This is a genomic window from Celeribacter halophilus, from assembly GCF_900114135.1.
GTDB lineage: Bacteria > Pseudomonadota > Alphaproteobacteria > Rhodobacterales > Rhodobacteraceae > Celeribacter > Celeribacter halophilus.
In genome coordinates, this window is the sequence record NZ_FORY01000008.1 from 32716 (window position 1) to 56829 (window position 24114).

The 24114-nt window shown below is 57.9% G+C and carries 23 protein-coding genes and 1 tRNA gene; 13 read left to right on the forward strand and 11 right to left on the reverse strand.

The features are described 5' to 3' along the window. Positions 1-61: 61 nt before the first annotated feature. The gene (gene rpsB, locus BM152_RS09905) at positions 62-835 is read right to left on the reverse strand and encodes a 30S ribosomal protein S2 (RefSeq protein ID WP_066600179.1); all 774 of its coding nucleotides are present in this window, start codon (positions 833-835) and stop codon (positions 62-64) included. Positions 836-1084: 249 nt separating this feature from the next. Between rpsB and BM152_RS09910 the strand changes: the two genes are divergently transcribed. The 3 genes from BM152_RS09910 (at position 1085) to BM152_RS09920 (ending at position 3749) form a co-directional block, all read left to right on the forward strand. Beyond that, positions 1085-1990, forward strand: coding sequence for a PfkB family carbohydrate kinase (locus BM152_RS09910; RefSeq protein ID WP_066600172.1), 906 nt, complete (start codon positions 1085-1087; stop codon positions 1988-1990). Continuing rightward, positions 1987-2898, forward strand: a complete 912-nt coding sequence (locus BM152_RS09915; RefSeq protein ID WP_111481368.1) for a pseudouridine-5'-phosphate glycosidase — start codon at positions 1987-1989, stop codon at positions 2896-2898. The genes BM152_RS09910 and BM152_RS09915 overlap by 4 nt, the downstream gene beginning before the upstream one ends. A gap of 107 nt (positions 2899-3005) precedes the next feature. Continuing rightward, entirely contained in the window at positions 3006-3749 is a 744-nt protein-coding gene (locus tag BM152_RS09920) for a DUF502 domain-containing protein (protein WP_066600171.1), read from the forward strand. 9 nt (positions 3750-3758) lie between these two features. Here BM152_RS09920 and BM152_RS09925 read toward each other — a convergent pair whose 3' ends face one another. Continuing rightward, a complete protein-coding gene (locus BM152_RS09925; protein WP_066600315.1) occupies positions 3759-4817 on the reverse strand; it encodes a patatin-like phospholipase family protein in 1059 nt (352 codons plus the stop codon). Then, the gene (locus BM152_RS09930) at positions 4817-5590 is read right to left on the reverse strand and encodes a 3-hydroxybutyrate dehydrogenase (RefSeq protein ID WP_066600169.1); all 774 of its coding nucleotides are present in this window, start codon (positions 5588-5590) and stop codon (positions 4817-4819) included. The genes BM152_RS09925 and BM152_RS09930 overlap by 1 nt, the downstream gene beginning before the upstream one ends. 372 nt (positions 5591-5962) lie before the next feature. Between BM152_RS09930 and BM152_RS09935 the strand changes: the two genes are divergently transcribed. From BM152_RS09935 to BM152_RS19615, 3 genes are read left to right on the forward strand one after another with little or no spacing between them, the layout of a single operon-like run. Further along, positions 5963-7786 (forward strand): extracellular solute-binding protein, encoded by a 1824-nt coding sequence (locus BM152_RS09935; protein ID WP_082715287.1) that lies wholly within the window; start codon positions 5963-5965, stop codon positions 7784-7786. After that, on the forward strand, positions 7783-7908 hold the full coding sequence (locus tag BM152_RS09940; RefSeq protein WP_066600167.1) for an entericidin EcnA/B family protein: 126 nt from the start codon (positions 7783-7785) through the stop codon (positions 7906-7908). The genes BM152_RS09935 and BM152_RS09940 overlap by 4 nt, the downstream gene beginning before the upstream one ends. Then, positions 7909-8034 (forward strand): hypothetical protein, encoded by a 126-nt coding sequence (locus BM152_RS19615; RefSeq protein WP_269446550.1) that lies wholly within the window; start codon positions 7909-7911, stop codon positions 8032-8034. 60 nt (positions 8035-8094) lie between these two features. Here the strand turns inward: BM152_RS19615 and BM152_RS09945 are convergent, their stop codons facing one another. Both BM152_RS09945 and BM152_RS09950 read right to left on the reverse strand, forming a co-directional pair. After that, on the reverse strand, positions 8095-8724 hold the full coding sequence (locus BM152_RS09945; RefSeq protein WP_066600165.1) for a helix-turn-helix domain-containing protein: 630 nt from the start codon (positions 8722-8724) through the stop codon (positions 8095-8097). A 142-nt stretch (positions 8725-8866) separates the two neighbouring features. Beyond that, on the reverse strand, positions 8867-9121 hold the full coding sequence (locus tag BM152_RS09950; protein WP_139222491.1) for a hypothetical protein: 255 nt from the start codon (positions 9119-9121) through the stop codon (positions 8867-8869). A gap of 316 nt (positions 9122-9437) precedes the next feature. On the opposite strand from BM152_RS09950, the gene BM152_RS09955 reads away from it, so the two are divergent. Continuing rightward, complete coding sequence (locus BM152_RS09955; RefSeq protein ID WP_066600158.1) at positions 9438-10076, forward strand: DsbA family oxidoreductase; 639 nt, start codon at positions 9438-9440, stop codon at positions 10074-10076. 168 nt (positions 10077-10244) lie between these two features. Further along, the gene (locus BM152_RS09960; RefSeq protein ID WP_066600310.1) at positions 10245-11477 is read left to right on the forward strand and encodes a multidrug effflux MFS transporter; all 1233 of its coding nucleotides are present in this window, start codon (positions 10245-10247) and stop codon (positions 11475-11477) included. 3 nt (positions 11478-11480) lie between these two features. Here the strand turns inward: BM152_RS09960 and mfd are convergent, their stop codons facing one another. After that, complete coding sequence (mfd, locus tag BM152_RS09965; protein WP_066600152.1) at positions 11481-14957, reverse strand: transcription-repair coupling factor; 3477 nt, start codon at positions 14955-14957, stop codon at positions 11481-11483. 4 nt (positions 14958-14961) lie between these two features. After that, positions 14962-15489, reverse strand: a complete 528-nt coding sequence (locus BM152_RS09970) for a component of SufBCD complex (protein ID WP_066600149.1) — start codon at positions 15487-15489, stop codon at positions 14962-14964. A gap of 172 nt (positions 15490-15661) precedes the next feature. Here BM152_RS09970 and hemB point away from each other — a divergent pair, with 172 nt between their 5' ends. Together hemB and BM152_RS09980 are read left to right on the forward strand one after the other, a co-directional pair. Then, positions 15662-16666 (forward strand): porphobilinogen synthase, encoded by a 1005-nt coding sequence (hemB, locus tag BM152_RS09975; protein ID WP_066600146.1) that lies wholly within the window; start codon positions 15662-15664, stop codon positions 16664-16666. Between the two features lie 157 nt (positions 16667-16823). Next, on the forward strand, positions 16824-17381 hold the full coding sequence (locus BM152_RS09980; RefSeq protein ID WP_066600145.1) for a lipid-binding SYLF domain-containing protein: 558 nt from the start codon (positions 16824-16826) through the stop codon (positions 17379-17381). 111 nt (positions 17382-17492) lie between these two features. Here the strand turns inward: BM152_RS09980 and BM152_RS09985 are convergent, their stop codons facing one another. Continuing rightward, positions 17493-18605, reverse strand: a complete 1113-nt coding sequence (locus BM152_RS09985; protein ID WP_066600142.1) for a Ppx/GppA phosphatase family protein — start codon at positions 18603-18605, stop codon at positions 17493-17495. Between the two features lie 251 nt (positions 18606-18856). Here BM152_RS09985 and BM152_RS09990 point away from each other — a divergent pair, with 251 nt between their 5' ends. The 3 genes from BM152_RS09990 (at position 18857) to BM152_RS10000 (ending at position 20001) form a co-directional block, all read left to right on the forward strand. Further along, a complete protein-coding gene (locus tag BM152_RS09990; RefSeq protein WP_066600139.1) occupies positions 18857-19426 on the forward strand; it encodes a pseudouridine synthase in 570 nt (189 codons plus the stop codon). Between the two features lie 100 nt (positions 19427-19526). Next, positions 19527-19600, forward strand: a tRNA-Gly gene (locus BM152_RS09995). Between the two features lie 107 nt (positions 19601-19707). Next, positions 19708-20001, forward strand: a complete 294-nt coding sequence (locus BM152_RS10000) for an SCP2 sterol-binding domain-containing protein (protein WP_066600137.1) — start codon at positions 19708-19710, stop codon at positions 19999-20001. 34 nt (positions 20002-20035) lie between these two features. Here the strand turns inward: BM152_RS10000 and pgi are convergent, their stop codons facing one another. The 3 genes from pgi to zwf form a co-directional block, all read right to left on the reverse strand. Next, positions 20036-21655: a glucose-6-phosphate isomerase gene (pgi, locus tag BM152_RS10005; RefSeq protein WP_066600135.1), complete on the reverse strand. Its 1620-nt coding sequence runs from the start codon at positions 21653-21655 to the stop codon at positions 20036-20038. Between the two features lie 111 nt (positions 21656-21766). Beyond that, positions 21767-22438: a 6-phosphogluconolactonase gene (gene pgl / locus BM152_RS10010; protein ID WP_066600133.1), complete on the reverse strand. Its 672-nt coding sequence runs from the start codon at positions 22436-22438 to the stop codon at positions 21767-21769. Further along, the gene (zwf, locus tag BM152_RS10015) at positions 22435-23889 is read right to left on the reverse strand and encodes a glucose-6-phosphate dehydrogenase (protein ID WP_066600130.1); all 1455 of its coding nucleotides are present in this window, start codon (positions 23887-23889) and stop codon (positions 22435-22437) included. Before zwf ends, pgl begins: the two co-directional genes overlap by 4 nt. Between the last annotated feature and the right edge of the window lie 225 nt (positions 23890-24114).

Genomic DNA, 24114 nt, shown 5'->3' on the forward strand with positions numbered 1-24114 from the left:
CCTGCCCCCGTATCAATTTTGTAACGACCGCCCGAAACTCGTCTGCGAGCGGTCGAAAAAATCAGGCCTCGGCCGGAGCTTCTTCTGCAATCGCTTCTTCAGCGAGAGCTTCTTCGAAGGCACCGATGTCCACGCCGGCTTCGCCCATTTGAGCAGTCATGCCGTCGAGAGCCGCACGGGCCACGAGATCGGTGTAAAGCGCGATGGCGCGGGAAGCGTCATCGTTGCCCGGAATGATGTAATCCACACCGTCCGGCGAGCAGTTGGAGTCAACCACGGCCACAACCGGGATGCCCAGTTTTTTGGCTTCTTTGATAGCAAGCTCTTCTTTTTTCACATCGATGACGAAAAGAAGATCCGGCACACCGCCCATTTCGCGGATACCGCCGAGGGACGCTTGCAGTTTGCCCTGATCGCGTTCCATGTTGAGACGCTCTTTCTTGGTGAGACCTTCTGCACCGGAGGCGAGGCTCTCATCAATCGCGTTCAGACGCTGGATCGACTGGGACACGGTTTTCCAGTTGGTCAGCGTGCCGCCGAGCCAACGGTGGTTCATGTAATACTGTGCACATTTTTCAGCGGATTCAGCAATCGCGCCTGCGGCCTGACGTTTGGTGCCGACGAAGAGAATGCGGCCACCTTTGGCAGCAACGTCACGCACAACTTGCAGAGCCTGGTCCAGCATAGGGACAGTTTGTGTCAGGTCGAAAATGTGGATGCCGTTACGCTCACCGTAGATGAACTCCTGCATACGCGGGTTCCAACGTTGAGTTTGGTGGCCATAGTGAACGCCAGCTTCCAAGAGCTGACGAATGGAGAAATCGGGAAGCGCCATCGTGTTTCCTTTCCGGTTTAACGCCTGAGCGGAGGGTCTCAGGGCAAATGCCCCAACCGGTGGATCTTCGAGGATGTCTCCCCCGAGGACCCGCCTCCGCCTGTGAAGTGATCGCGCATATAGAGAGGTTTGGGGGGCTTGGCAACCCCTGCCCCGGTTTTGAGTATTTTTCGCACAAAGGAGACGGGAGGCACGGTGTTAACCTATCGCTCTCTTGCCATTTGGTCAAATTCCGGCGCAATAGGGCATATGAACAAGACAGATGACATTCTTTGTATCGGCTCCGTGCTTTGGGACGTGATCGGTCGCACGGACCGTTCGATGCGGTTGGGCTCTGATGTGCCGGGCCGGATTGTGCGGGTGCCGGGCGGCGTGGCGATGAATATCGCTATGGCCCTGTCCCGTTTCGGGATGCAACCCGACCTTTTAACAGCAATCGGGCGCGATCCTGCGGGGGCCGAACTGATCGAGGCAGCAAAGGTGCGCGGGATCGGCACGGCGCATGTCTATCTTTCCGAAGACCTGCCGACCGACAGCTATATGGCCGTTGAAGGCGCCAACGGTTTGATCGCGGCCATTGCGGATGCACATTCTCTGGAGCGCGCAGGCGATAAAATTCTGCGCCCTCTGGCCGATGGGCGTCTGGGAACAGTGAATACGCCCTATACAGGGCCTGTGGCTCTGGATGGCAATCTGACGACGCAGCTTTTGCGCGACATTGCCCATTCGCCGCTGTTTGCCAAGGCCGATTTGCGCGTGGCACCAGCTTCGCCGGGCAAGGCCGAGCGGCTCTTGCCGCTTCTGGATCATCCGCGTGCGACTCTATATGTGAATCTGGAAGAAGCGGGTCTTTTGGCCCATGAAACATTCGACAGTTCCGACACCGCCGCGCGTGCACTTCTGGATAAAGGTGCGCATCGGGTGCTGGTCACCAATGGTGGAAAGGGCGCGTCGATTGCACAGAGAATTGCACAGCGAGATGAAATCCTGACCCAAACCCCGCCCGAAGTTCTGGTCGCACGGGTGACCGGCGCGGGCGATACGTTTATGGCAGCCCACATTGCCGCTGAAATGCGCGGTGCCGATGCCGCCTCTGCTCTCACCGCCGCGCTTGAAGCTGCGGCCCTCTATGTTTCCGGAGATACTCCCCTATGACTGACCTACCGATGATGTTCGCCCCCGAAGTTGCCGAAGCTCTGGAGGCGGGCCGTCCGATTGTGGCGCTTGAGTCGACGATCATCACCCACGGCATGCCCTATCCGCAGAATGTCGAAACTGCGCAGACGGTCGAGGCCGACATTCGCGCCGCTGGCGCTGTGCCTGCAACGATTGCCGTGCTGGACGGGGTGCTGCACATCGGGTTGACCGAGACGCAACTGATCGCTCTGGGGCAAGCCACGGGGGTGATGAAAGTCTCGCGCGCCGATCTTCCGGTCTGTATCGCTCGCGGCGCAACTGGTGCGACCACTGTGGCGGCGACAATGATTGCGGCAGAGATTGCAGGGATCAAGGTCTTTGCCACAGGCGGCATCGGCGGTGTGCATCGCGGGGCCGAGCAGACTTTCGACATTTCTGCCGACCTTCTGGAACTGGGGGAAACCGCTGTCACGGTTGTGGCGGCAGGGCCGAAAGCCATTCTCGACATTCCGAAAACTCTGGAAGTGCTGGAAACGCATGGCGTGCCGGTGATCGCCTTTGGTCAGGACGAGATTCCGGCCTTCTGGTCACGCTCCTCCGGCCTTGCCGCGCCTTTGCGGATGGATTCAGCGCAAGAGATTGCTGTGGCAATGGAAATGCGCGCCGCGATGGGGCTCAAAGGTGGGCAGCTTGTCGCCAATCCGATTCCCGAAACCGACGAGATTCCCCGCGACGTGATCATGCCCTATGTCGAAGCCGCGCTCAAAGAGGCTGAAGAGCAATCTATCTCTGCCAAAGAGGTCACACCCTTCCTCTTGCAACGGATTTTCGAGCTGACCGATGGCAAATCCCTGACCGCCAATATCGCCCTTGTTCGCAACAATGCGCGTCTGGCCTCAGAAATTGCCAAGTCCTTGTGCAAATAACTGTCAGGAGACGAGAAAACGGGCTCTGGCTTATTGTGTCTGAACAGATGCGCCCCTAAGTTCCGTTTCAAGCACAGGTTCCCCATCAAAACGGTTCAGAAACACAAATGAACAATCCGTTCGAAGAAGAAACCCATCCGCCGCACCCCCGCAAACCGGGATTGCTCGCGCATTTGCGGGCGGCCTTTCTGACAGGGCTTATCGTGGTCGCGCCGATCGGGCTGACGGCCTATGTGATCTGGACCGTGATCGGCTGGGTCGATGGCTGGGTTCTGACCTTTGTGCCCTCGGCCTATCATCCGGATGCGCTTATCAACCGGTTTCTGGGATATACCGATCCGGGAGAGCAGATTCACATCAATCTGCGCGGCGCGGGCGTCATCATTTTTCTGATCTTCACCGTTGTGGTGGGCTGGATCGCCAAGGGGCTTGTCGGGCGTTCGCTCATCCGGTGGGCCGAAAGCCTTGTGGACCGCACCCCCATCGTGCGCTCCATCTACAACGGGGTGAAACAGATCGCGGAAACGGTGTTTGCGCAGACGGAGACCTCTTTTGACAAGGCCTGCCTCATTGAATACCCGCGACGTGGAATTTGGGCCATCGGCTTTGTTTCGACCAACGCCAAGGGAGAAGTGGCGCGGCGCACGCCGACGGATGAGAAGTTCCTCTCCGTCTTTGTGCCGACGACGCCGAACCCGACCTCGGGTTTTCTTCTGTTCTTCCCTGAAAGCGATGTGATCCTTCTGGATATGTCGGTCGAGGATGCGGCCAAACTGGTGATCTCCGCAGGTCTCGTCTATCCGAATCCGAAAGACCCGACGCAACCGCCGACTGCGATCCCGTCCTCCTAAGCGCTTAGCTTAGGCGAACATTTTTTTAAGATCGACACTCGCGCGCACGCCCAGATCGTCGAAGTGTGATTTCAGAAAGTGATCGCAGGCCGCCCGTCCGGCCTCTTTCAACCGTGACAGGATCAGCGGCGAGGGCGCGATTTTGGTGCGCGCCGAGAGATCCTGCATCAGGTCGTCATCCGCGATCATATGCACCAGAACGCCTTTCATACCGCCTTGCGGTAGACGATCTTCCTCAATCAGATCGCGGACGAATTGCACCGCACGCAACTCGCGCAATAGTGAGGAATTAAAGGAAATCTCGTTGATCCTGTTCTGGATTTCTTCCGGTGTCTTCGGCGTTCCGGGGCGTTCCAGAGGGTTGATATTGACGATCACCACATCGGCGGGGAATTCCGGTTCGAACAAAGGGAAAAGCGCCGGATTTCCTGTATAGCCGCCATCCCAATAGGGGTCCGTCACCCCTGTGTTCGGATCGGTGATCTCCACCGCCTGAAACAGTTCCGGCAGACAGGCAGAGGCAAGGATCACATCCGTGTCCACCTCTTCTCCGGAAAAGACGCGAATTTTCCCCGTGCGCACATTGGTCGTGGAGATGAACAGCGCGGGTCCCGTTTCAGAGCCGAGCACATCGCAGTCCAAATCCTCGACCACATCGCTCAAGGGATTCTTGTAGAAGGCGCCGTAAACATAGGGGCTGCTCACCGTCGCAACAGAATCGAGAAAGGCGAAAGGCACGGTGGCCTGCATCATCTTGGTGAACATCTCGGTGGTCGGTCCGAATTGCGACATCCACGCGTTGAGCCGCATGTCGGACACCGCGCCCATCTGCGCCCAGAGATTGTCGAGCGCTTCTTTCGCCCCCGCACGTCCGCCTTGCACCAGACCGGACTTGAACGCCGCCGCATTCAAAGCGCCCGCAGAGGTGCCGGACACCGCAGCCACCTCCACTTCGTCATGCTCTAACAACCGGTCCAGAACGCCCCAAGTGAAGGCGCCATGCGCGCCTCCGCCCTGAAGGGCAAGGTTGATCTTTTTGATCTGCCCTTTGCTCTGTTTCTTCGCCATCACAAGGCCGTCCATCCGCCGTCGACGGAAATCGTTGTGCCGGTGATCTGGTTGGCTGCACTGGACGCAAGGAAAACACAAGTGCCGCCCAGTTCTTCCACCGTGGCAAATTGCTTGGACGGCTGCCGTTCAAGCAACACCTCGCGGATCACCGTGTCGCGGTCCATACCGTATTTCTCCATCGTGTCGGGGATTTGCGCTTCGACCAGCGGGGTCAGCACATAGCCCGGACAAATGGCGTTGCAGGTGATCGGCTCTTCGGCGGTTTCCAACGCTGTGACTTTGGTCAGCCCGACAACACCATGTTTGGCCGCCACATAGGCCGATTTATAAGGCGAAGCGGTCAGGCCATGCGCGGAGGCAATGTTGATCACCCTGCCCCAACCCGCCTTGCGCATCACCGGCAAGGCGGCCGCTGTGGTGTGAAAGCTGGAGCTGAGGTTGATCGCGATAATGGCGTCCCATTTCGCGGCGGGAAATTCGTCGATCCCGGCAACATGCTGAATCCCTGCATTGTTCACCAGAATATCGCAACTGCCGGATTTTTCGATCAGGGCGCGGCATTCGTCACCTTTGGACATGTCGGCCTTGATATAGCGTGCAGTGACACCGAATTCCTTGCCGATCTCTTCAGCCAGTGCGTGATCCTCGTCACGATCTGTGAAGGAATTGAGCACCACATTCGCCCCCGCTTTCGCCAGTTCTCGCGCAATGCCAAGCCCGATGCCGGAGTTCGATCCCGTGATAACCGCAGTTTTTCCTCTAAGTGTCATCTGTCTCTCCCTTTCTTTGGTGACAACTTTAGGTGCTGCGCTTGCAAAGCAAAGGGGAGAATCGCCCAAACGGCGAGAGAATCGGTAAAATCCGCAGGAGGTGGCTGGGATTTCTGATTTTTTTATGTCTGATCAAAAGGCAGATTCAGCCAAGCCTGCTTGGATAAACATCAAATTAAAGCCAAAAAAAACGCCCGCACAAGGCGGGCGCTGAGTTATTGAGGCAGGTTTCATACAGGCAAGAAACCTATCGAGCAGTGACTTCTTTATACGCGGTTCTGCGCCGCACTCCAAGCTAAAAGTTTGAAAACGGACGCAAGGCGTCGTAACTTGGTGAACAATAAGAATACAGGCAGAGGCGTCTTTTACATAATGTCACAGCAGTACATTCACCTGTTCAAAAAAGGCACAGCGGTGCTGATGCTCTCCACGGCATTTGCGTGTGCCGCGATGGCCGAGCCGACTCATGGTCTTGAGATGTATGGCGCGCCCGAACTTCCCGCTGATTTCACCGCCCTGCCCTATGTGAACCCCGATGCGCCCAAGGGTGGCCGGATTGTCACTGGTGAAGGCGGCACCTTCGACAGCCTCAATCCCTTCATTCAAAAAGGTAATGCCCCGTGGCAGTTGCGCTTCATGATGGCTGAAGGCTTGATGGGCCGCGCGTTTTCGGAGCCATTCACGCTCTATTGCCTGCTTTGTGAAACCGTCGAGACTGACGAAAATCGCACTTGGGTCGAATTTACCCTGCGCGACGAGGCGCGGTTTTCCGATGGCTCACCGGTGACGGTCGAGGATGTCATGTGGTCTTTCGAAACCTTGGGCACCAAGGGCCATGGCCGCTATGCTGCGCTCTGGGCGCAGATCGAACGTATGGAGCAGACCGGCCCCAACAAGGTGAAATTCACCTTCAACGTCGAAAATCGCGAGCTGGCGCTTTTGACAGCCATGCGCCCGATCCTCAAGAAATCCTATTGGGACGACAAGGACTTCACCCAGTCGGGCATTGAGAATATCCCAGTGACATCTGCGCCCTATGTGGTGACGGACGTCAATCCCGGCATGTATGTCGAGTTGAGCCGCAATCCGGACTATTGGGGCAAGGACTTGCCGTTCATGCGCGGTCAGGCGAATTTCGATACGGTCCGCTTCGAATATTTTGCCGACCCCTCGCTGGTGATCGAGGCGTTCAAAGCCGGAGAGCTGAACGCGCACCGTGAGATCAATGTGCAGATCTGGGACGATCACTATGACTTCCCCGCTGTGGAGCGTGGCGATGTCATCAAATCCGTGATCCCGCATCAGCGCCCGACAGGGATGACAGGCTTTGCCATGAACACCCGACTGCCCCAGTTTGCCGACTGGCGTGTGCGTCAGGCGATGATCGAGGCCTTCAATTTCGACTATATCAACGAGGCCCAGACGGAGAGCCAGCAAAGCCGGATCACCTCCTATTTCTCCAACTCGCCGCTCGGAATGCGTCCCGGCCCCGCCGAAGGCCGCGTTCTGGAGATGTTGGAACCGTATAAGGACGATCTCCTGCCCGGTGTGCTTGAGGGCTATAGTTTTCCGAAAACCTCGGGACGCGAAATGGATCGTGGTGCGATGCGTCGGGCGTTGAAACTGATGGAAGAAGCTGGCTGGACCATTCAGGACGGCCAGATGAAAAACGCCGATGGGCAGCCGTTTACCTTCGAGATCGTGTTGAGTGTCGGTGAGGATGAAAACCAGTCGATCATCGACACCTACACCCAAATGCTGCTCCAGCTTGGTATCCAGCCGAAAATCTCCATCGTCGACAAGGCGCAATATACACAACGGATGGAGACTTTTGATTTCGGCATGACCCCTGTGCGTTACGGCCTGTCGCTCAGCCCCGGAAACGAGCAATATGCCTATTTCGGGCAGGTCGCCGCGCAGACGCCCGGCTCGCGCAATATCCCCGGAATCAACGATCCGGTGGTGGATGATCTGATCGCGAGAATGCTGAATGCCACCGACCGCGAAGACAGTCTTGCGGCCACGCGCGCGCTGGATCGTGTGCTGAGCGCAGGCCGCTATGCCATCCCTCTTTATGCGTGGAATGAAAGCTATAACGCCCATGTGAAGGAGCTTCACTACCCCGAGTCCTTGCCTTTATATGGTGATTGGATCATGTGGCGGGAAATGACCTGGTATTGGGAAGAAGAGAAATGAAAAAAGCAGCAGTCCTCCTCCTCACCCTGACACTCACCTCTGCTCTGGCGTCCTGCGGGACCATTGCTGGCGTTGGCGAAGACATCACCGGCGCCTCGCGCACGGTTCAGGGCTGGTTCTGAGTGGTGGTTTTGCGTCTGGTTCTGGTGACTGTGCTGGCCTTGAGCCTCTCTGGCTGTGCGGTTGCACGCGTGGGGGCAAAGGCTACGAAGGCCACCGTCAAAACCACCTCGAAACTGGTGTTCTAAATACGGAGAGCGGAGCAACCTGTCGCGGCTCGGCTGTGGCGCGACGGGCATGCATCCGCGTTATGACAGCGAGGTCACCCAGAGGATCGTCGCGTCATCATCGCTCACCGAAATGACGTTATGCCCCATGGAAGCGTCATAATAGGCGCTGTCACCGCGGCGCATCTCGACAGGCTCATAGAACTCTGTGATCAGCTTGATCACCCCCGTCAGAACATAGAGAAATTCCTCGCCGTCATGGCGCACCCAGCCGTCGAACTCCTCAAAGGCACGGGCTCGGATGGTGGCGCGATAGGGCAGCATGGATTTCTTGGTCAAAGCCCCTGCCAGCATTTCGTGCTCATAGGTCGTGGTCGGATGGGCCGTGCCCTCGCCTGCGCGGGTGACAGCCATACGACCGGATATCTGGGCTTTTTGCGGCGGGGTGAAAAGTTGTGGCACGGAAATTTCCAGCCCCACAGCAAGCTTCTTGAGCGCGTCATAGGTTGGGGACATCTGGCCGTTTTCGATCTTGGACAGCGTCGATCGTGCCAAACCGGCGTGCGTAGCGGCCTGCTCAAGTGTCCAGCCTCGCGCCTTGCGCAAATCCCGTACTCGCAATCCAAGATCCAGAGGACGCGCCTCTTCAGGTGCGGTATCGGCGCCCTCTCGGGCCAAACGGATCAGGCTGGGGGTGTGATCTTCTTCCATAGTGGCTCTTTTAGCGCGCCGGAAGTCGCAAAGAAAAGACAAAAGAAAACCCCCGGATGCTGTTTCTCGCATCTTCGGGGGCTCTTGGGGCAGGAGAGTTGGGGGGGGCTGCTCGTGAGGTATTGCCTGCCCTGATCTGGATTTAGTCCTGAAGTGGAGCGGGCTCCGTAACGGGGAGCGGCGCGGTGAGATATTCCACTTCGGTCAGCCCGCCAATCACCTGACGGCCAATCAGTGTATCCAGCGCACCTCCGGCAATGGCGAGAGCGGCCATCAGTCCGAGCACAAGGGTTGCCATCGGAAGGCGGAGGCGTTGACGGAAACTGGTCTCGTTTAGCCCCATAGGACGGGCGTGGCCCTGAAAGGTCCTGAAGGAATTGGTATCTTGCGCTGCCATGACGTGAACCTCGAACCTGAGAAATGATTATGATGCAGTCAGTTAACCATGTTCTGCATGCCCTGTCATGCATGGCGATCCGTCACATTCCCACCCTGCCGCGCGCGGCTTTTCGTAGGATCAAATCGAGAACGAATCGGAAATATGCGGAGTTTGCAAAGTTGCAAACCCACCCTAAACACAAGATATAGGTCAACGAGAACATCCGTATTGGCGTGAATTGTGAGGCGGGAGAATATTTTCCTTTTCTCGCCACTCCCCTCACGCCGCAAAATCGTGTAGAGGCAAAGGCAACATTCATGAAAAGAGAAGCCGCATGATCACCCTCGACATCTTTCACGATCCGATTTGCCCGTGGTGCTACATCGGCAAGACACGTCTCGACCGCGCTCTCGAAGCCCGCCCTGACCATCCCTTCGCAATCCAGTGGCATCCGTTTCAACTGAACCCGACCATGCCGAAGGAAGGCATGGACCGCCTCGCCTATCTGGAAAGCAAGTTCCACGGCACCGAAGGCGCGTTGAAGGCCTACAAGCCGATCATTGATGTGATGCACAAGGAATTGCCACAAGCGGATCTCGGCAAGATCAAGCGCACCCCCAACACGCTCGACGCCCATCGGCTCATTCATTGGGCCGGGATCGAAGGGCGTCAGACGGCTGCGATCTCCTCCCTCTTCCGCGCCTATTTCAAAGACGGGCGCGACATCGGCTCGCGCGCCGTGCTTGCGGAACTGGCAGCAGAGATCGAAATGGATGCGGACGCCATCGCCCGCCTTCTGGACACCGATGCCGATGTGGACGAGATCAAACGGCGCGATGCACATGCCCGCGAGCGCGGCATCAATGGCGTGCCCTTTTTTATCGTGGGCAATCAACACGCCGTATCCGGTGCACAGCCGACCGATTTATGGCTGAATGTGATTGATGAACTGACGGAACGAAACGCGCTTTAATGTTCTCTTAAGAGCCGCACCACTTGACGCGAACTGTCCCCTGAAATTCGACTGCTCTGTGCATAAATGCAGGACTGTCTCTTCAACTCTCGGAGTTTTCAAAGAGCTACGCCCGCAATAGGGTTCGCAAGCATTTCCCGAATGCCCTCCCAACTGAAAGTGTTCTCTATGCCGCGTCGCTTGCCGCAACTCGAATTTACGATCCTTCTCGCCCTCACCTTTGCCATGGTGGCGTTTTCCATTGATGCCATGCTGCCCGGCCTGCCCCTTATCGCAGCGGATCTGTCGCCAGACGATCCCAACAAGGCGCAGTTCGTGCTGACATCCTTCATGCTGGGTCTCGGGCTTGGCACGCTGGTGTCGGGGCCGATCTCGGACCAGTTCGGGCGCAAGCCGATTATCCTGATGGGTTTAGGGATTTACGCGATTGGCGCATTGATTTCTGCTGCGGCCCAGTCTCTTGAAATGTTGCTCTTAGGCCGTGCGCTTCAGGGGCTTGGGGCGGCTTTCCCGCGCACGGTGGGTGTGGCGCTGATCCGCGATCTGTATGAAGGGCGCAATATGGCGAAAATCACGTCTTTTGTGATGACCATCTTCATGCTGGCCCCCGCTGCCGCACCGACCATCGGCGCGATCCTGATCAAAGGCATGGGCTGGCGCGGCGTGTTCGTGTCCTTCATCGTGCTGGCCTCCGTCGTCACACTCTGGCTGACGCTGCGCCAACAAGAGACACTGCCCAAGGAAAACCGCCGCAAGATCACCTACCCCCTGATGAAACAGGGCGTTGTGGAGGTGCTCGGCACCTATAATATCCGCATCTATATCGCCATGCTCATTCTGGGTTTTGGCCAGATGTTTGCAGTCTTGTCCTCCATTCAACAAATCTATGACGAAATCTTCAACATGGCAGATACCTTCCCACTCTGGTTCGGTTCCGTGGCCGCACTTGCAGCTGTGGGGGCGCTCATAAACGGTAAATTCGTCGAGCGCGTCGGGATGCACTTCATGATCCGGCTGGGATTCGGCCTCTCCCTTGGCGGCTCTGTCATCGCGCTTCTGCTGGTGCTGAGTGGGCTGGACGAGGCTTTGGGTATCAAATTTGCGGTCTTCTACATCTGGACCGTCGCGCTGTTTCTCATCAACTCGTTTACCTTCGGCAATATCAACGCCTTGGCGCTTCAGCCGCTGGGTCATATCGCCGGACTGGCCAATTCGCTGATGGGCGCGTTCTTTACCACCGGTATGCTGTTCATCGCCGCCCCTGTCGGGCAGATGTTCAACGGCACCACAATTCCGGTCATGACCGCCGGTGTGATCTGTTCGGGGCTGGCGCTGATCCTGTTCTACTTCGAGGACAGCGCCACGGCAACGCATAACGCGCCGCCGAAACCCGCTGAATAACTCTTATTTCTTAACCGGTTGCGCGGCGACCTTCGCCAGTTTCGCAAGGTCCTGCGCAATCGAGAAGGCCCCCTTGATCCGGTCGCTGCCCTTTTTCCAGTCGCGGCGGATCACGATCTTGTTGTCCTTGACCTTCGCCTGACCTTTTTGCTGGTGGATGAACTGCACGAGCCCCGTCGGATTGGCATAAGTGTCGTTGTGGAACTGGATTGTTGCACCTTTCGGCCCGCCATCGAGACGCGCAATACCTGCCGCGCGGCATTTCTCCTTGATCCGAACAACGAGCAGCAAAGTATTGACCTCTTTCGGCAATTTCCCGAACCGGTCAATCAGCTCCGCAGCAAACCCTTCCAGCTCCACCTTGCCATGCAGGGTCGAGAGGCGTCGGTAAAGTCCCAGCCGCACGTCGAGATCGGGCACATAGGTTTCGGGGATCAGCACGGGCACGCCCAGATTGATCTGCGGTGCCCATTCCCCGTCATCACCAAGCGTCACCGCCTCTTCGCCGGATTTGATTTTGGCGATCGCTTCTTCGAGCATGGATTGATAAAGTTCGAAGCCGACTTCCTTGACGTGGCCGGATTGCTCCTCACCTACAAGGTTGCCCGCACCGCGAATATCGAGGTCTTGCGAGGCCAGCGTGAACCCTGCCCCCAAAGTGTCGAGAGAGCCCAGAACACGAAGCCGCTTTTCAGCTTGCGGCGTCAGAGGCGCACGCGGCTTTGTGGTGAGATAGGCGTAGGCACGAGTCTTGGCGCGCCCGACCCGACCACGGATCTGGTAAAGCTGGGCCAGCCCGAACATATCGGCGCGATGCACCACCATCGTGTTGGCGGTCGGAATGTCGATGCCGCTTTCGACAATGGTCGTCGCCAGAAGCACATCATATTTCCCGTCATAAAACGCATTCATCCGGTCGTCCAACTCGCCCGCCGCCATCTGGCCATGGGCGACCACATGGGTCAGTTCCGGCACCTGCGCTTTCAGGAAATCCTCGATCTCCGGAATGTCGCTCACACGTGGCACAACGAAAAAGGACTGCCCACCGCGATAATGTTCACGCAGCAATGCCTCGCGCACGGTCACAGTATCGAATTCCGAGACATAGGTGCGGATCGACAGACGGTCGACCGGCGGCGTTCCGATGATCGAGAGATCCCGCACACCGGTGAGCGACATTTGCAGCGTGCGCGGAATGGGCGTGGCCGATAGCGTCAGGACATGGATGTTTGATTTCAATGACTTGAGCCGCTCTTTATGTGTAACACCGAAACGTTGTTCCTCGTCCACAATGAGCAGGCCTAGATTGGCGAATTTCACAGATTTGGCCAGCAAAGCATGGGTGCCGACCACAATATCGACTGTCCCGTCGGCCAGTTCCTCGCGGGTTTTCGTCATATCCTTTGCCGAAACAAAACGCGACATCGGTCTGATATTGATGGGAAAACCGCGAAACCGCTCGGCAAAGCTGCGGAAGTGCTGCCGCGCCAGAAGCGTCGTCGGCGCGATCACAGCCACCTGTGCGCCACACAGTGCCGCGACAAAGGCCGCGCGCATTGCCACTTCGGTCTTGCCAAAGCCCACATCTCCGCAGATCAGGCGATCCATCGGCATGCCGCGTTCCAGATCGTCGAGACAGTCCTCGATGGCTTTGAGCTGGTCTTCGGTCTCCGTGTAAGGGAACCGAGCGCAAAAGGCCTCCCACATATCCGCGGGTGGCTCCATGATCGGGGCCTTGCGGATATGGCGTTCGGCAGCGATCCGGATGAGCTTTTCAGCCACCTCGCGGATGCGTTCCTTCATCCGTGCCTTTTTGGCCTGCCATGCTCCACCGCCCAAACGGTCCAGCAACCCTTCGTCATGGCCGTAGCGGCTCAGAAGTTCGATATTCTCGACAGGCAGGTAAAGCCGGTCCCCGCCCGCATATTCGAGCAAAAGACACTCATGGGCCGCGCCCAGTGCGGTGACGACCTCCAGTCCGCGGAAAATGCCGACCCCGTGTTCGACATGTACGATCAGATCGCCGGGGCTGAGACTGGAATGTTCGGTGAGGAAGTTTTCCGCCTTCTTGCGCCGCCCCGGACGGCGGATGAGACGGTCTCCCAGCACATCCTGCTCGGAAATCACCGTCACCGATTGGCCTTCGCCCACAGGGGCCTCAAACCCTTGCTCCAGCGCCCAGACCGAGAGGTATACCCCGCCTTTGCCTTCTGGCACATCACGCCAGTCGGCAATCTCTGTGCCCGCAACCTCCTGATCTTCCAAAAGGGTTTTGAGGCGGTCTCGCGCACCTTCGGACCATGAGGCCAGCACCACCTGTCCAAGGTCGCGCCGTTTCTGAATATGTGTGGCCAACTCCTCGAAAAGATTGATGCCTTCCATCTGACGCTCGGGCGAGAAGTTACGCCCCACGCGCCCGCCCGCGTCGATCACGCCCGGGCCTGAGGCCTGCGGCAAGGGGTGAAAATGGATCACACGCCGGCCCGCAACGGCGGCTTCCCACGCGGTATCGTCGAGGTAGAGAAGTTTGGGCGGACAGGGTTTATAGACCGAGTCCATGCGCCCCTTGGCATTGAGCGCCTCTCGGCGGGTCTGATACTGGTCCTCGATGCCTTCCCAACGTGAAAGACGCGCCGCAGTCGATTGATCATCCAGAGAAACCGGCGCATCAGGCAGGTAGTCAAAAATCGTATCAAGCCGCTCGTGGAAATACGGCAGCCAGTGTTCCATCCCCGCGTGTTTGCGTCCGGCGGTCACGGCCTCATACAGCGGATCATCCGTGCCCGCAGAGCCGAATTCGATGCGGTAATTCTGGCGGAACCGCGTAATGGCGGGTTCGTCAAGGATCACCTCGGAAACCGGCGTGAAGCTCACCTCCTTGAGACTGTCCACGGTCTTTTGCGTTGCAGGATCAAAGCGGCGGATGCCATCCAGCTCGTCCCCGAAAAAGTCGAGGCGCACGGGCAAGGCCTGCCCCGGCGGGTAAACATCAATGATGCCGCCACGGATCGCATAATCGCCATGCTCGACTACAGTGGGGGCCTGCGTAAAGCCCATACGCACGAAAAAAGCCCGTAGATCGGCCTCATTAACGCGCTGCCCTTTCATCAGGGTGAAGGCGGATTCTGACAGGATTTCCTTGGCCGGCAGGCGCTGGGTTGCGGCGGAAAGCGTGGTCAGGAAGACAAAGCGCTGCGGCACAGTGCCATGCGCCAAGGCCGCCAGCGCCGCCATACGTTGCGCCGAGAGATCGGCATTGGGCGACATCCGGTCATAAGGCAGGCAATCCCAAGCGGGAAATTCGATCACCGGCAGATCGGGGGCAAAGAACCTCAGCCCCTCGCGCAAGGCCGCAAGGCGTTTGTCGTCGCGTGCCACATGGATCACGGGGCCGCCTGTGCGGGCCACTTCGCGGGCGAGCAAATGCGCGTCGAATCCTTCGGGTGCGCCCCCGACGGTCAGATGGAGTACTTCTGCCATGAAATCAGCCCCCCAAAGGCCCGGTCACAAGGTTTTGATACATGCCCCACATGGCTGTGACAAAAATCGCGCACATGCCGATCAGTTGCACATAGAAGCGATGACGCCGCAGGGTCGCCACAAGTGCCTCGCCCCTGATCTCCCTGTCGCGAATCTTATGTGCCATGCGGATATTGATCGCGGCGACAAAGAGCATTGGGAAGGCCATGAAAAACACCGCTTGGGAAAACTCGACGTCGTAGACAAAGCCGGTGATGGCAAGGGTGGAGGTCACCGCACCCGCCAGAGCCGTAAGCAAAAGACCGGAGACTTCTGCGATAGTGAGGACCCGTCGCGTGTTGATGCGCACAAGGTCTTCGAAATCACGCATCCGCTCGCCGCCGTGACGTTTGGCCTTGAGCGCGAGATCAAAGGGCACCCCGAGGACAAAATGCGAGGTTGTAGACCAAAGCACCGCCAAAGCGATCCAGTACCACAAGTTCGAAAAGGACCGCATGTCGATCAGTTCGAAAAGGGTTGCGTATATGTCCAAGGCGCTGCTCTTTTCTGTCGTTTTCTGTGTCGTAGGGCGTAAATCGCACAGGCTCAAGAGGCCGTTCAATGCGTCTTGGGCAGATTAGAGACCCCGCAGAGAGATTCCTACCCTTGAAGCGCCGGAAAATCCATGCCACCTCAGAGGAAATATCGCAACCAGAGGCCCCTCCATGACACGTAGCACCGCCCCCTTCCCGCTCACCCGCCTGCGCCGCACGCGAAAGATGGAAACTCTGCGCGGTCTGGTGCGGGAAAATGCGCTTTTGGTCGAAGACCTGATCTGGCCGGTGTTCGTGCGCGAAGGCGAAAATGAAGCTACGCCCATCCCCTCTATGCCCGGTGTTGAACGTCTCACCATCGACCGACTGGTGAAAGCTGCCGCCGAGGCCTATGCGCTTGGCATTCCGGCGATCTGCCTGTTTCCCTATATCGAGCAGGACCTGAAAACCGAAGACTGTGCCGGTGCATGGGATCCCAACAACCTCGTGAACCGCGCCATCCGTGCCATCAAGACCGAAGTGCCGGATCTGGCGATCATGACCGATGTGGCGCTGGACCCCTACAATATCAACGGGCATGACGGGTTTGTGGTCAATGGCGAGATCGTCAATGACATGACCGTCGAGGCTCTGGTCAAAATGGCCGTGGCACAGGCCGAAGCGGGCGCTGACATCATCGGGCCGTCGGACATGATGGACGGGCGCATCGGCGCGATCCGCCGCGCTCTGGAGACCGAGGGCTATGACAAGGTCTCGATCATGTCCTATGCCGCGAAATATGCCTCCGGCTTTTACGGGCCGTTCCGCGACGCCGTGGGCGCATCCGGCGCGCTCAAAGGCGACAAGAAGACATACCAGATGGATCCGGCCAACACAGACGAGGCGTTGCGCCTTGTCGAACGCGACCTGATGGAGGGCGCGGATATGGTGATGGTAAAACCCGGCATGCCCTATCTCGACGTGTGCCGTCGCGTGCAGGAAACTTTCAAGGTGCCGACCTTTGCCTATCAGGTTTCCGGTGAATACGCGATGCTCGAAGGTGCGTTCCAGAACGGCTGGCTGGATCGTGAAAAGGTGATGATGGAGAGCCTGATGTGCTTCAAGCGCGCGGGTTGCAACGGAATCCTCACCTATTTCGCCCCCGCTGCCGCCCGCATTCTGAGCGGCAAGGGCTGAATTCGCCGAAATCCGCCAGCCTGCGCCTGTCCACTGTTTCACGGTGACAGGCTGGCAAAAATGCGGCTATAGTGCCATCAATCGAACCAAAGAGTTCTCAAATCGAGGTGATACGTGCCCCCGCAAGGGCGCGCAGCAGTCTGAAAAGGGCAAACAGATGACAATTTCCAATCGCCGGACGTTCATGATCGGTCTGGGCAGCGCGGGACTTTTGGCCGCCTGTGACAACTCCATGCGCTCCAACGGTGCGGCCACCATCGACGCACGCGTTGATAGCACGCTGGAGTATCTTTATTCGAATTATCCGGGCACCACGACGCTGCGCGACAAATCGGTGGGGATGCTGGTCATGCCGCTGATCACTAAGGCGGGCTTTGGCGTCGGTGGCTCCTACGGGCGCGGCGCGCTGCGCGTGGGCGGTGTGACCGTGGATTACTACTCCTCGGCACAGGCGACATTCGGGCTCCAGATCGGCGCTCAGCAATACGCCCATGTGTTGTTCTTCATGACCAACGAAGCGCTTGCAAGCTTCCGTAATTCTCCGGGCTGGTCGGCTGGTGCCGATATGGAGTATGCGATTTCCAACCGTGGCGAGAACCTGTCTGCGGAAACCATGACCTCGCTGTCTCCGGTGATTGCGGTGGTCTTTGGTCAGGCTGGGCTGATCGCAGGCGCCACCATCGAAGGTACGAAATACACGCGGATCATTCCGTAAGATTGATCTTTATGTTTGAGATAAAGAAAGCGGGCCAAGGCCCGCTTTTTATTTGAGTATTTCAGCCATCAGAAAGCCGAGCAGAAAGGCAGAGACGCGCGTTTCCCGAGATCAGGGCACGGCTTCTTCGAGCACCCCGTCCGCTGACATCTGCGCATAGAGCAGGCCTTCGCGCAGACCTCGGTCCGCCACGGAAAGCCGGTCGGTGGGCCAGATGCGCAGCAGAGCCTGAAGAATAGCCGAACCGGACATGATGAGTTCCTGACGATCGCGCCCGATGCGCGGATCGCGTTTGCGCCCTTCCGGTCCGAGATCGAGGTAGTCGCGGATCACGCGGTCGATCTGTTCCGAGGTCATCCGCAACCCGTCCACCTTGTTGCGGTCATAACGCCGGAGCCCCAGATGCGAGGCGGCGATTGTGGTGACCGTGCCGGAGGTACCGACAATCTGGAACCCCTCACGGGTGGATTCATTGGCGTAAGGCGTGAAATCGGCAAGTTTTTCTTCGAAATACCACGACATGAGGGCAAAGCGAGCGGAATCATCTTCCACATCGGAGAATTGCTCCATCAGCGTGGCAACGCCCAAGGGCACCGAAATCCAGTCCACCACCTTGGCGTGGGGAAACGGGCTGTCGGCATTCTGGAAGCCCGTGTGCAGCCGCATGATGGCCCGCGGACGTTCTGCGCGAGGCACGTTCGAGAGGTCGATCCAGACAAGTTCGGTCGAGCCTCCGCCAATATCGACCACCAAAAGCTGTTCGGTTCTGGTGGATACCAGCGGCGCGCAGGAGATCACGGCCAGCCGCGCCTCTTCTTCGGGCTTGATGATTTCAAGTTTCAGCCCCGTCTCGCGCTGCACCCGACGTAGAAAATCGCGGGAGTTGCGTGCCCGACGGCAGGCCTCTGTCGCAACGAGGCGCATGTGTTTGACGTCGTGTTTTTCGAGTTTCTTCCGACAAACTCGAAGCGCCTGAATCGTGCGGGAAATCGAGGTGCGACACAGCCGACCGGAGGCCTCTAACCCGTTGCCGAGCTGGACCGATTTTGAAAAACTGTCGATCACATGAAACTGACTGCCCTTCGGTTGGGCAATCAACATGCGACACGAATTTGTGCCGAGATCCAGCGCAGCATAAAGCTCAGCCGGATCGGCAGGTTTGGGTGCGAGAGGCTCGACCGCTTTCGGGAACGCGCCCGCACCGTTGGGACGCTTGGGCGCCATTGTTCACGCCCTCCATATCAAGTTACTGCCACCATAAGCGAATTTTCGCGCGTCCGGCAAGGGCTGTGCAGCGTCTCGGATGTTCACAATGACCGGAGGCAAGCCATGCGCACCCTCACTGTGCCGCGTATTTCAGCAGATTCTTGAGGGTTTTACACTTCTGCGCCTTTCCTCGGCGCTGCCTTTCTTTTATGCGGTGCGCAGATAAACGGGCTTGGACGCCCCTCTATGAGGCCTTGTGGAGATCGGACATGGCGCGACTGATCGCATTTAACAAACCTTTCGATGTTCTGTCGCAATTCACCGACATGGGCACACAAGGCTCCACGCGGAAAACCCTGTCGGCCTTTATCGATGTGCCCAAGGTGTATCCGGCGGGACGTCTAGATCGGGATAGCGAGGGGCTACTCCTGCTGACGGATGACGGGAAGTTGCAGGCAAAAATTTCTAATCCCCGTCACAAGATGGCAAAGACATATCTGGCGCAGGTCGAAGGAGATCTGACAGACGCGGCCATTGCGCAGCTTTGTCACGGCGTTGAACTTAAAGACGGGATGACACGCCCTGCCCGTGCCAAACGGGTCGCCGAGCCGGATTGGCTCTGGCCCCGCACGCCGCCGGTGCGCTACCGTAAGTCCGTTCCCGAAAGCTGGCTGGAACTCACCATCACCGAAGGCCGCAACCGTCAGGTGCGCCGGATGACGGCGGCTGTGGGGTTCCCGACCCTGCGACTTATCCGGCTGTCCATCGGGCCTTGGCAGCTTGATGGATTGGAGAACGGGGCATGGCGGGAGGAAGACCCGAAGAAAGCCAGACCGTAGACCATATCTAAAGAGGACCGGATTAAAGACGGTTTTTCATATCAAGGGGTCGCAAATCCACTTGACCACCCGAAGCCCATTGCTTAGTTAAACCGTCACCGCGGGTATGGTGAAAAGGTATCACGGCAGCTTCCCAAGCTTTAGTTACGGGTTCGATTCCCGTTACCCGCTCCAGACACTTCTGACAGATGAACAAGACATGCGCTGCGCCCCCGTGACGTAGGGTTTTGCTTTGTGTTTTCATGCGCGCGCACTAGGCCTCTATGCAAAGGGAGGACAACATGACCACAGATTTTCTGGCAATCGCCCAAACGGCTCTGGCGGAGCGGCTCGAAGGTGAGGATTTCGAAAAATCCGTATCCTTGCGCATAAAGGACGTGGGCAATCTGATGATCCTTGGCAATGCCGCGAATGTCTCCGACGACCGTGCCGATTGCGCGATCATTGCGGACCAGCCGACCTTCGAGAAAATTCTCAAAGGCGAGTTAAACCCGATGAAAGCCGCGCTATTTGGAAAGCTCAAAATTACGGGTGATGCCAAAACCGCCATGAAATTCGGCGCGCTCTTCGGGTGAACGCGCCGAAGTTGAGTTAAGTTTCAAACCCTTGTCAGGAAGTCTTGAGGTGATTGACAAGCTGCATGGTCGATCCGTCCTTGCCCGTGCCATCATTTTCGCCCGCCAGAACAGGTTGTAGCGCCAGCGCCAGTTCCTTGCCCAGTTCAACGCCCCATTGGTCGAAGGAATTGATGCCAAGGATCACGCCTTCAACAAAGACGCGGTGCTCGTAGAGTGCCACGATCTGTCCCAGAACATAGGGGGTGAGCTTGTCATAGGCGAGCGTGGTCGAAGGGCGGTTTCCGGGGAAGACACGGTGGCGCGCTTGACGCTCAAGCTCCGCCCCTTCGAATCCTTTTTTCTTCATGATTTCTGTGGCTTCTTCCAAGGACCTGCCACGCAGCAAGGCTTCGGACTGTGCGAGACAGTTGGACACGAGCAGTTCATGTTGATGCGCAAGCTCCGCCTCGTGGCCGTAGCGTCCGACCATGAATTCACACGGGATTACGCGCGTGCCTTGATGGATCAACTGGTAAAACGCGTGCTGGCCATTGGTGCCCGGTTCCCCCCAAACGACAGGGCCGCTATGGAAGGGCAAGGTCGTTCCGTCCATCGCCACACGTTTGCCGTTTGATTCCATCTCCAACTGCTGAAGATAGGCCGGAAGCCGCAAAAGCCGCTGTTCATAGGGCAGCACGGCGCGGGTGGCATAGTCGCAGACCTGATTGTGCCAGATGCCCACAAGTGCCAGAAGCACCGGTAAGTTTTCGATCCAGTCGGCAGTTTGGAAATGGGTGTCCATCGCCTGCCCGCCGCGCAGGAATTCGGCGAACCGCTGCGGACCAATGGCGATCATCAAAGACAGGCCAATCGGCCCCCAGACGGAGTAGCGCCCGCCGACCCAGTCCTCGAAACCGAAAACCAGATCGGGGTCGATGCCGAATTCTGCGGTTTTGTCGTGCGCGGTGGAGAGCGCCGCGAAATGTTGCACAATGCCCTCTTCGCCCACGGATTTCACAAGCCAGTCCCGCGCGGTTCTGGCGTTTGTCATGGTCTCGATGGTGGTGAAGGTTTTCGAGGCCACGATGATCAGCGTGGTCTGCGGATTTAGGCCCGCCAGAACATCATGGATATGTGCCCCGTCCACATTGGAGACGAAATGGCAGCGCGGCCCATCGACATAGGGTTTGAGCGCCTCATAGGCCATCACAGGCCCCAAATCCGACCCACCAATCCCGATGTTCACCACATCTTCAAACGGCACACCGGAGGTCGAGGCAATCTCTCCCCGCCGGACGCGATCCGCAAAATCGCCCATCCGCGCCAGCGTATGGCGCACACCGGGGATCACATCCTCACCATCAACCATGACGGGGCCACCGTCGAGATTGCGCAAGGCGGTATGGAGAACGGCGCGCCCCTCCGTGTCGTTGATCTTGTCCCCCTCGAACATCGCGCGACGTTTTTCGGCAAGGCCGGCCTCGTCAAGCAAGCCAAAGAGCGCATCACGGGTGGTCGTATCGATATTGGTCTTTGAATAATCGAACAACAGGCCATCGCTTTGCGCCGAAAATCCGGCGGCGCGGTTCTTGTCCTCGGCGAAAAGGTCCAGAATATGGCGCTCTTTCGCCGCCTCTGCCATGGATTTGAGGGCGGAAAAATCAACGGTCATTTCGTCTCCTTCGAGGGGCTTCTGCCCGATCTCTTTGGTGCAGTTTAGCGCAAATATATTACAAACTTGCTAATGCGTCTTGAGTTTCGTCAGGTTTATCGGCGGGGCCGCTTACATGGCCCAGTGAACCGTCGCCTGTGACAGAAATGCAGACACGGGAGCCTGCATTTCATCAAGTTTCTGCGCACGTTCAAGGGCCTCGCGTTTCTCCGGTCCCGTGATCAGAATATGCGTCGATATCGCGGTTTTGAGCGCCTTGGCCGACAGTGTGATCCGTGGTTCGGGCGCACCGGGGGCACGCATGGCCAGAAGCGTCGGAGCCGCATCAGAGAGGCCCAGCTCCAGTTGATCTGCGCCCGGAAACAGGCTGGCGGTATGCATATCCGTGCCCATGCCGAGCAAAAGCACATTGAGCGGCAACGTGGCCTCAATCGCGGGCATGAGATCGGTCAAGCCCTCTTCGGGCGTCGGCACATCACGGTAAAGCGGCACGAGATGGGCATTTGTGGCCTTACCTGTGAGCAACCGCCGCTTCAAAAGCGCAGTGTTGGAACGTTCTGAGCTTTCCGGCACCCAGCGTTCGTCATTCAACAAAACATCTACGCGCTCCCAGTCCAGTGAAACCGCCGAGAGCGTGTCAAAAACCGGCCCCGGCGTGGTGCCGCCCGGAACACAGAAACTCGCCCGTCCTTCGGTGTCCAAAGCGGTGCGCAACTGTCCGGCAATCTTGTTCGCAAGGTCGAGAAACATCACCTCGCGGTCAGGATATTCGATGAAGTTCATTCCTTGATCTCCCGCCAACGGCGTCCTTCACGGTGCAACATCATGGCTGCTTCTTCAGGGCCTGAGGAATAGGCCTCGTAAGCCTTCGGCATATCGCCGCGTTTTTCCCAGCTTTCAATGAGCGGATCGGTCCATGCCCACGCCGCTTCCACCTCGTCGCCGCGCATGAACAGCGTCTGGTTGCCGCGGATCACGTCCATGATCAAACGCTCGTAAGCATCTGTAATTTCCTCGGCATCATCGCCAAGAGCCTCGGCAAAAGACATATCCAAAGGCACGTCGACCAAACGCATCCCGCCCGGTCCCGGTTCCTTGATTGTCACTTTGAGCGTCATGCCCTCATTCGGCTGCAACCGGATCGACAACACATTGGCGTGGCGTCCGGCCTCTTCGCCAAAGATCGAATGGGGCGCGTCCTTGAACATCACCGCAATCTCGGAAGTGCGGGCCTTGAGCTTTTTGCCGGTGCGCAGGAAAAACGGCGTTCCAGCCCACCGCCAGTTGGAGATCATACAGCGCAGCGCGATAAAACTTTCGGTGGTCGAGCGCGGATCGCCCGCATCCTCTCGGTAGGACGGTTCCGTGGCGGTGGCCTCATACTGGCCGCGCACGATACTGTGGTGATCGACCGGCTCAAGCGCACGGATCACCTTCAGCTTTTCGTCGCGCACCGCATCCGGATCAAAGCGCGACGGCGGCTCCATCGCGATCAGGCATAGAAGCTGCATCAGGTGGTTTTGCACCATGTCGCGCATCGCGCCGGAGCGGTCGTAATATTCCCCACGCCCGCCAACCCCGACGGTTTCGGCCACAGTGATCTGGATGTGATCGACATATTGCGAATTCCACAGCGGCTCGAACAGGATATTGCCAAAGCGCACGGCCATGAGATTCTGCACCGTCTCTTTGCCGAGATAGTGGTCGATGCGGTAAATCTGGGTCTCGTCGAAATGTTTGGCCAGATCGGCGTTGAGCTTTTTGGCGCTGTCGAGATCGCGGCCAAAGGGTTTTTCAACCACGATCCGCGCGCTCTCGTCCGCAATTCCGTAGCTTTGCAGGCGCTCGGCGATATCTCCAAACAGCGATGGCGCGACGGAGAAATAATAGGCTTTGACCACCCCATCGCGCATCATCTCCTTGAGCGCGTCCCAGCCATCCGAGCCACGCGCATCGACTTGCACATAATCAAGGCGCTCCAGAAAAGCTCCGATCTGCCCCTCGTCACAGGTGTTTTTGGTGGAAAACTCTCGGATAGCATCGCGCACGAGTTGGCGGAATTCTTCTGTGTCATGTTCGGAACGGGCCGCGCCGATGATACGGGCGGTTTCCGGCATCTGACCGGCACAGAACCGCCGATAGAGTCCCGGAAGGATCTTGCGTCGGGCCAGATCGCCCGTGCCGCCAAAAATCACCAGATCGAAATCATCGACTGGAATGACGCGTGACACCATAGCTGTGTTCCTTTTCGCGGTGCGGCGCTTTGAGCCGTCTGTGTTTTTGAGCCATCTGTGTTTCTTTTGCACAACGTTATCCTACGTTAGCGCTAACCGGTCTTTTCGTAACGGCTTGCCGAATAGAAGTCTAGCACCCTCACCGTCCCTCTCAAGGCATGAGTTGAACAAAAGCAGTCAGATAGCATCAGACAGGCCGGTTTGGCGAAAAATTTTGTTTGAGTA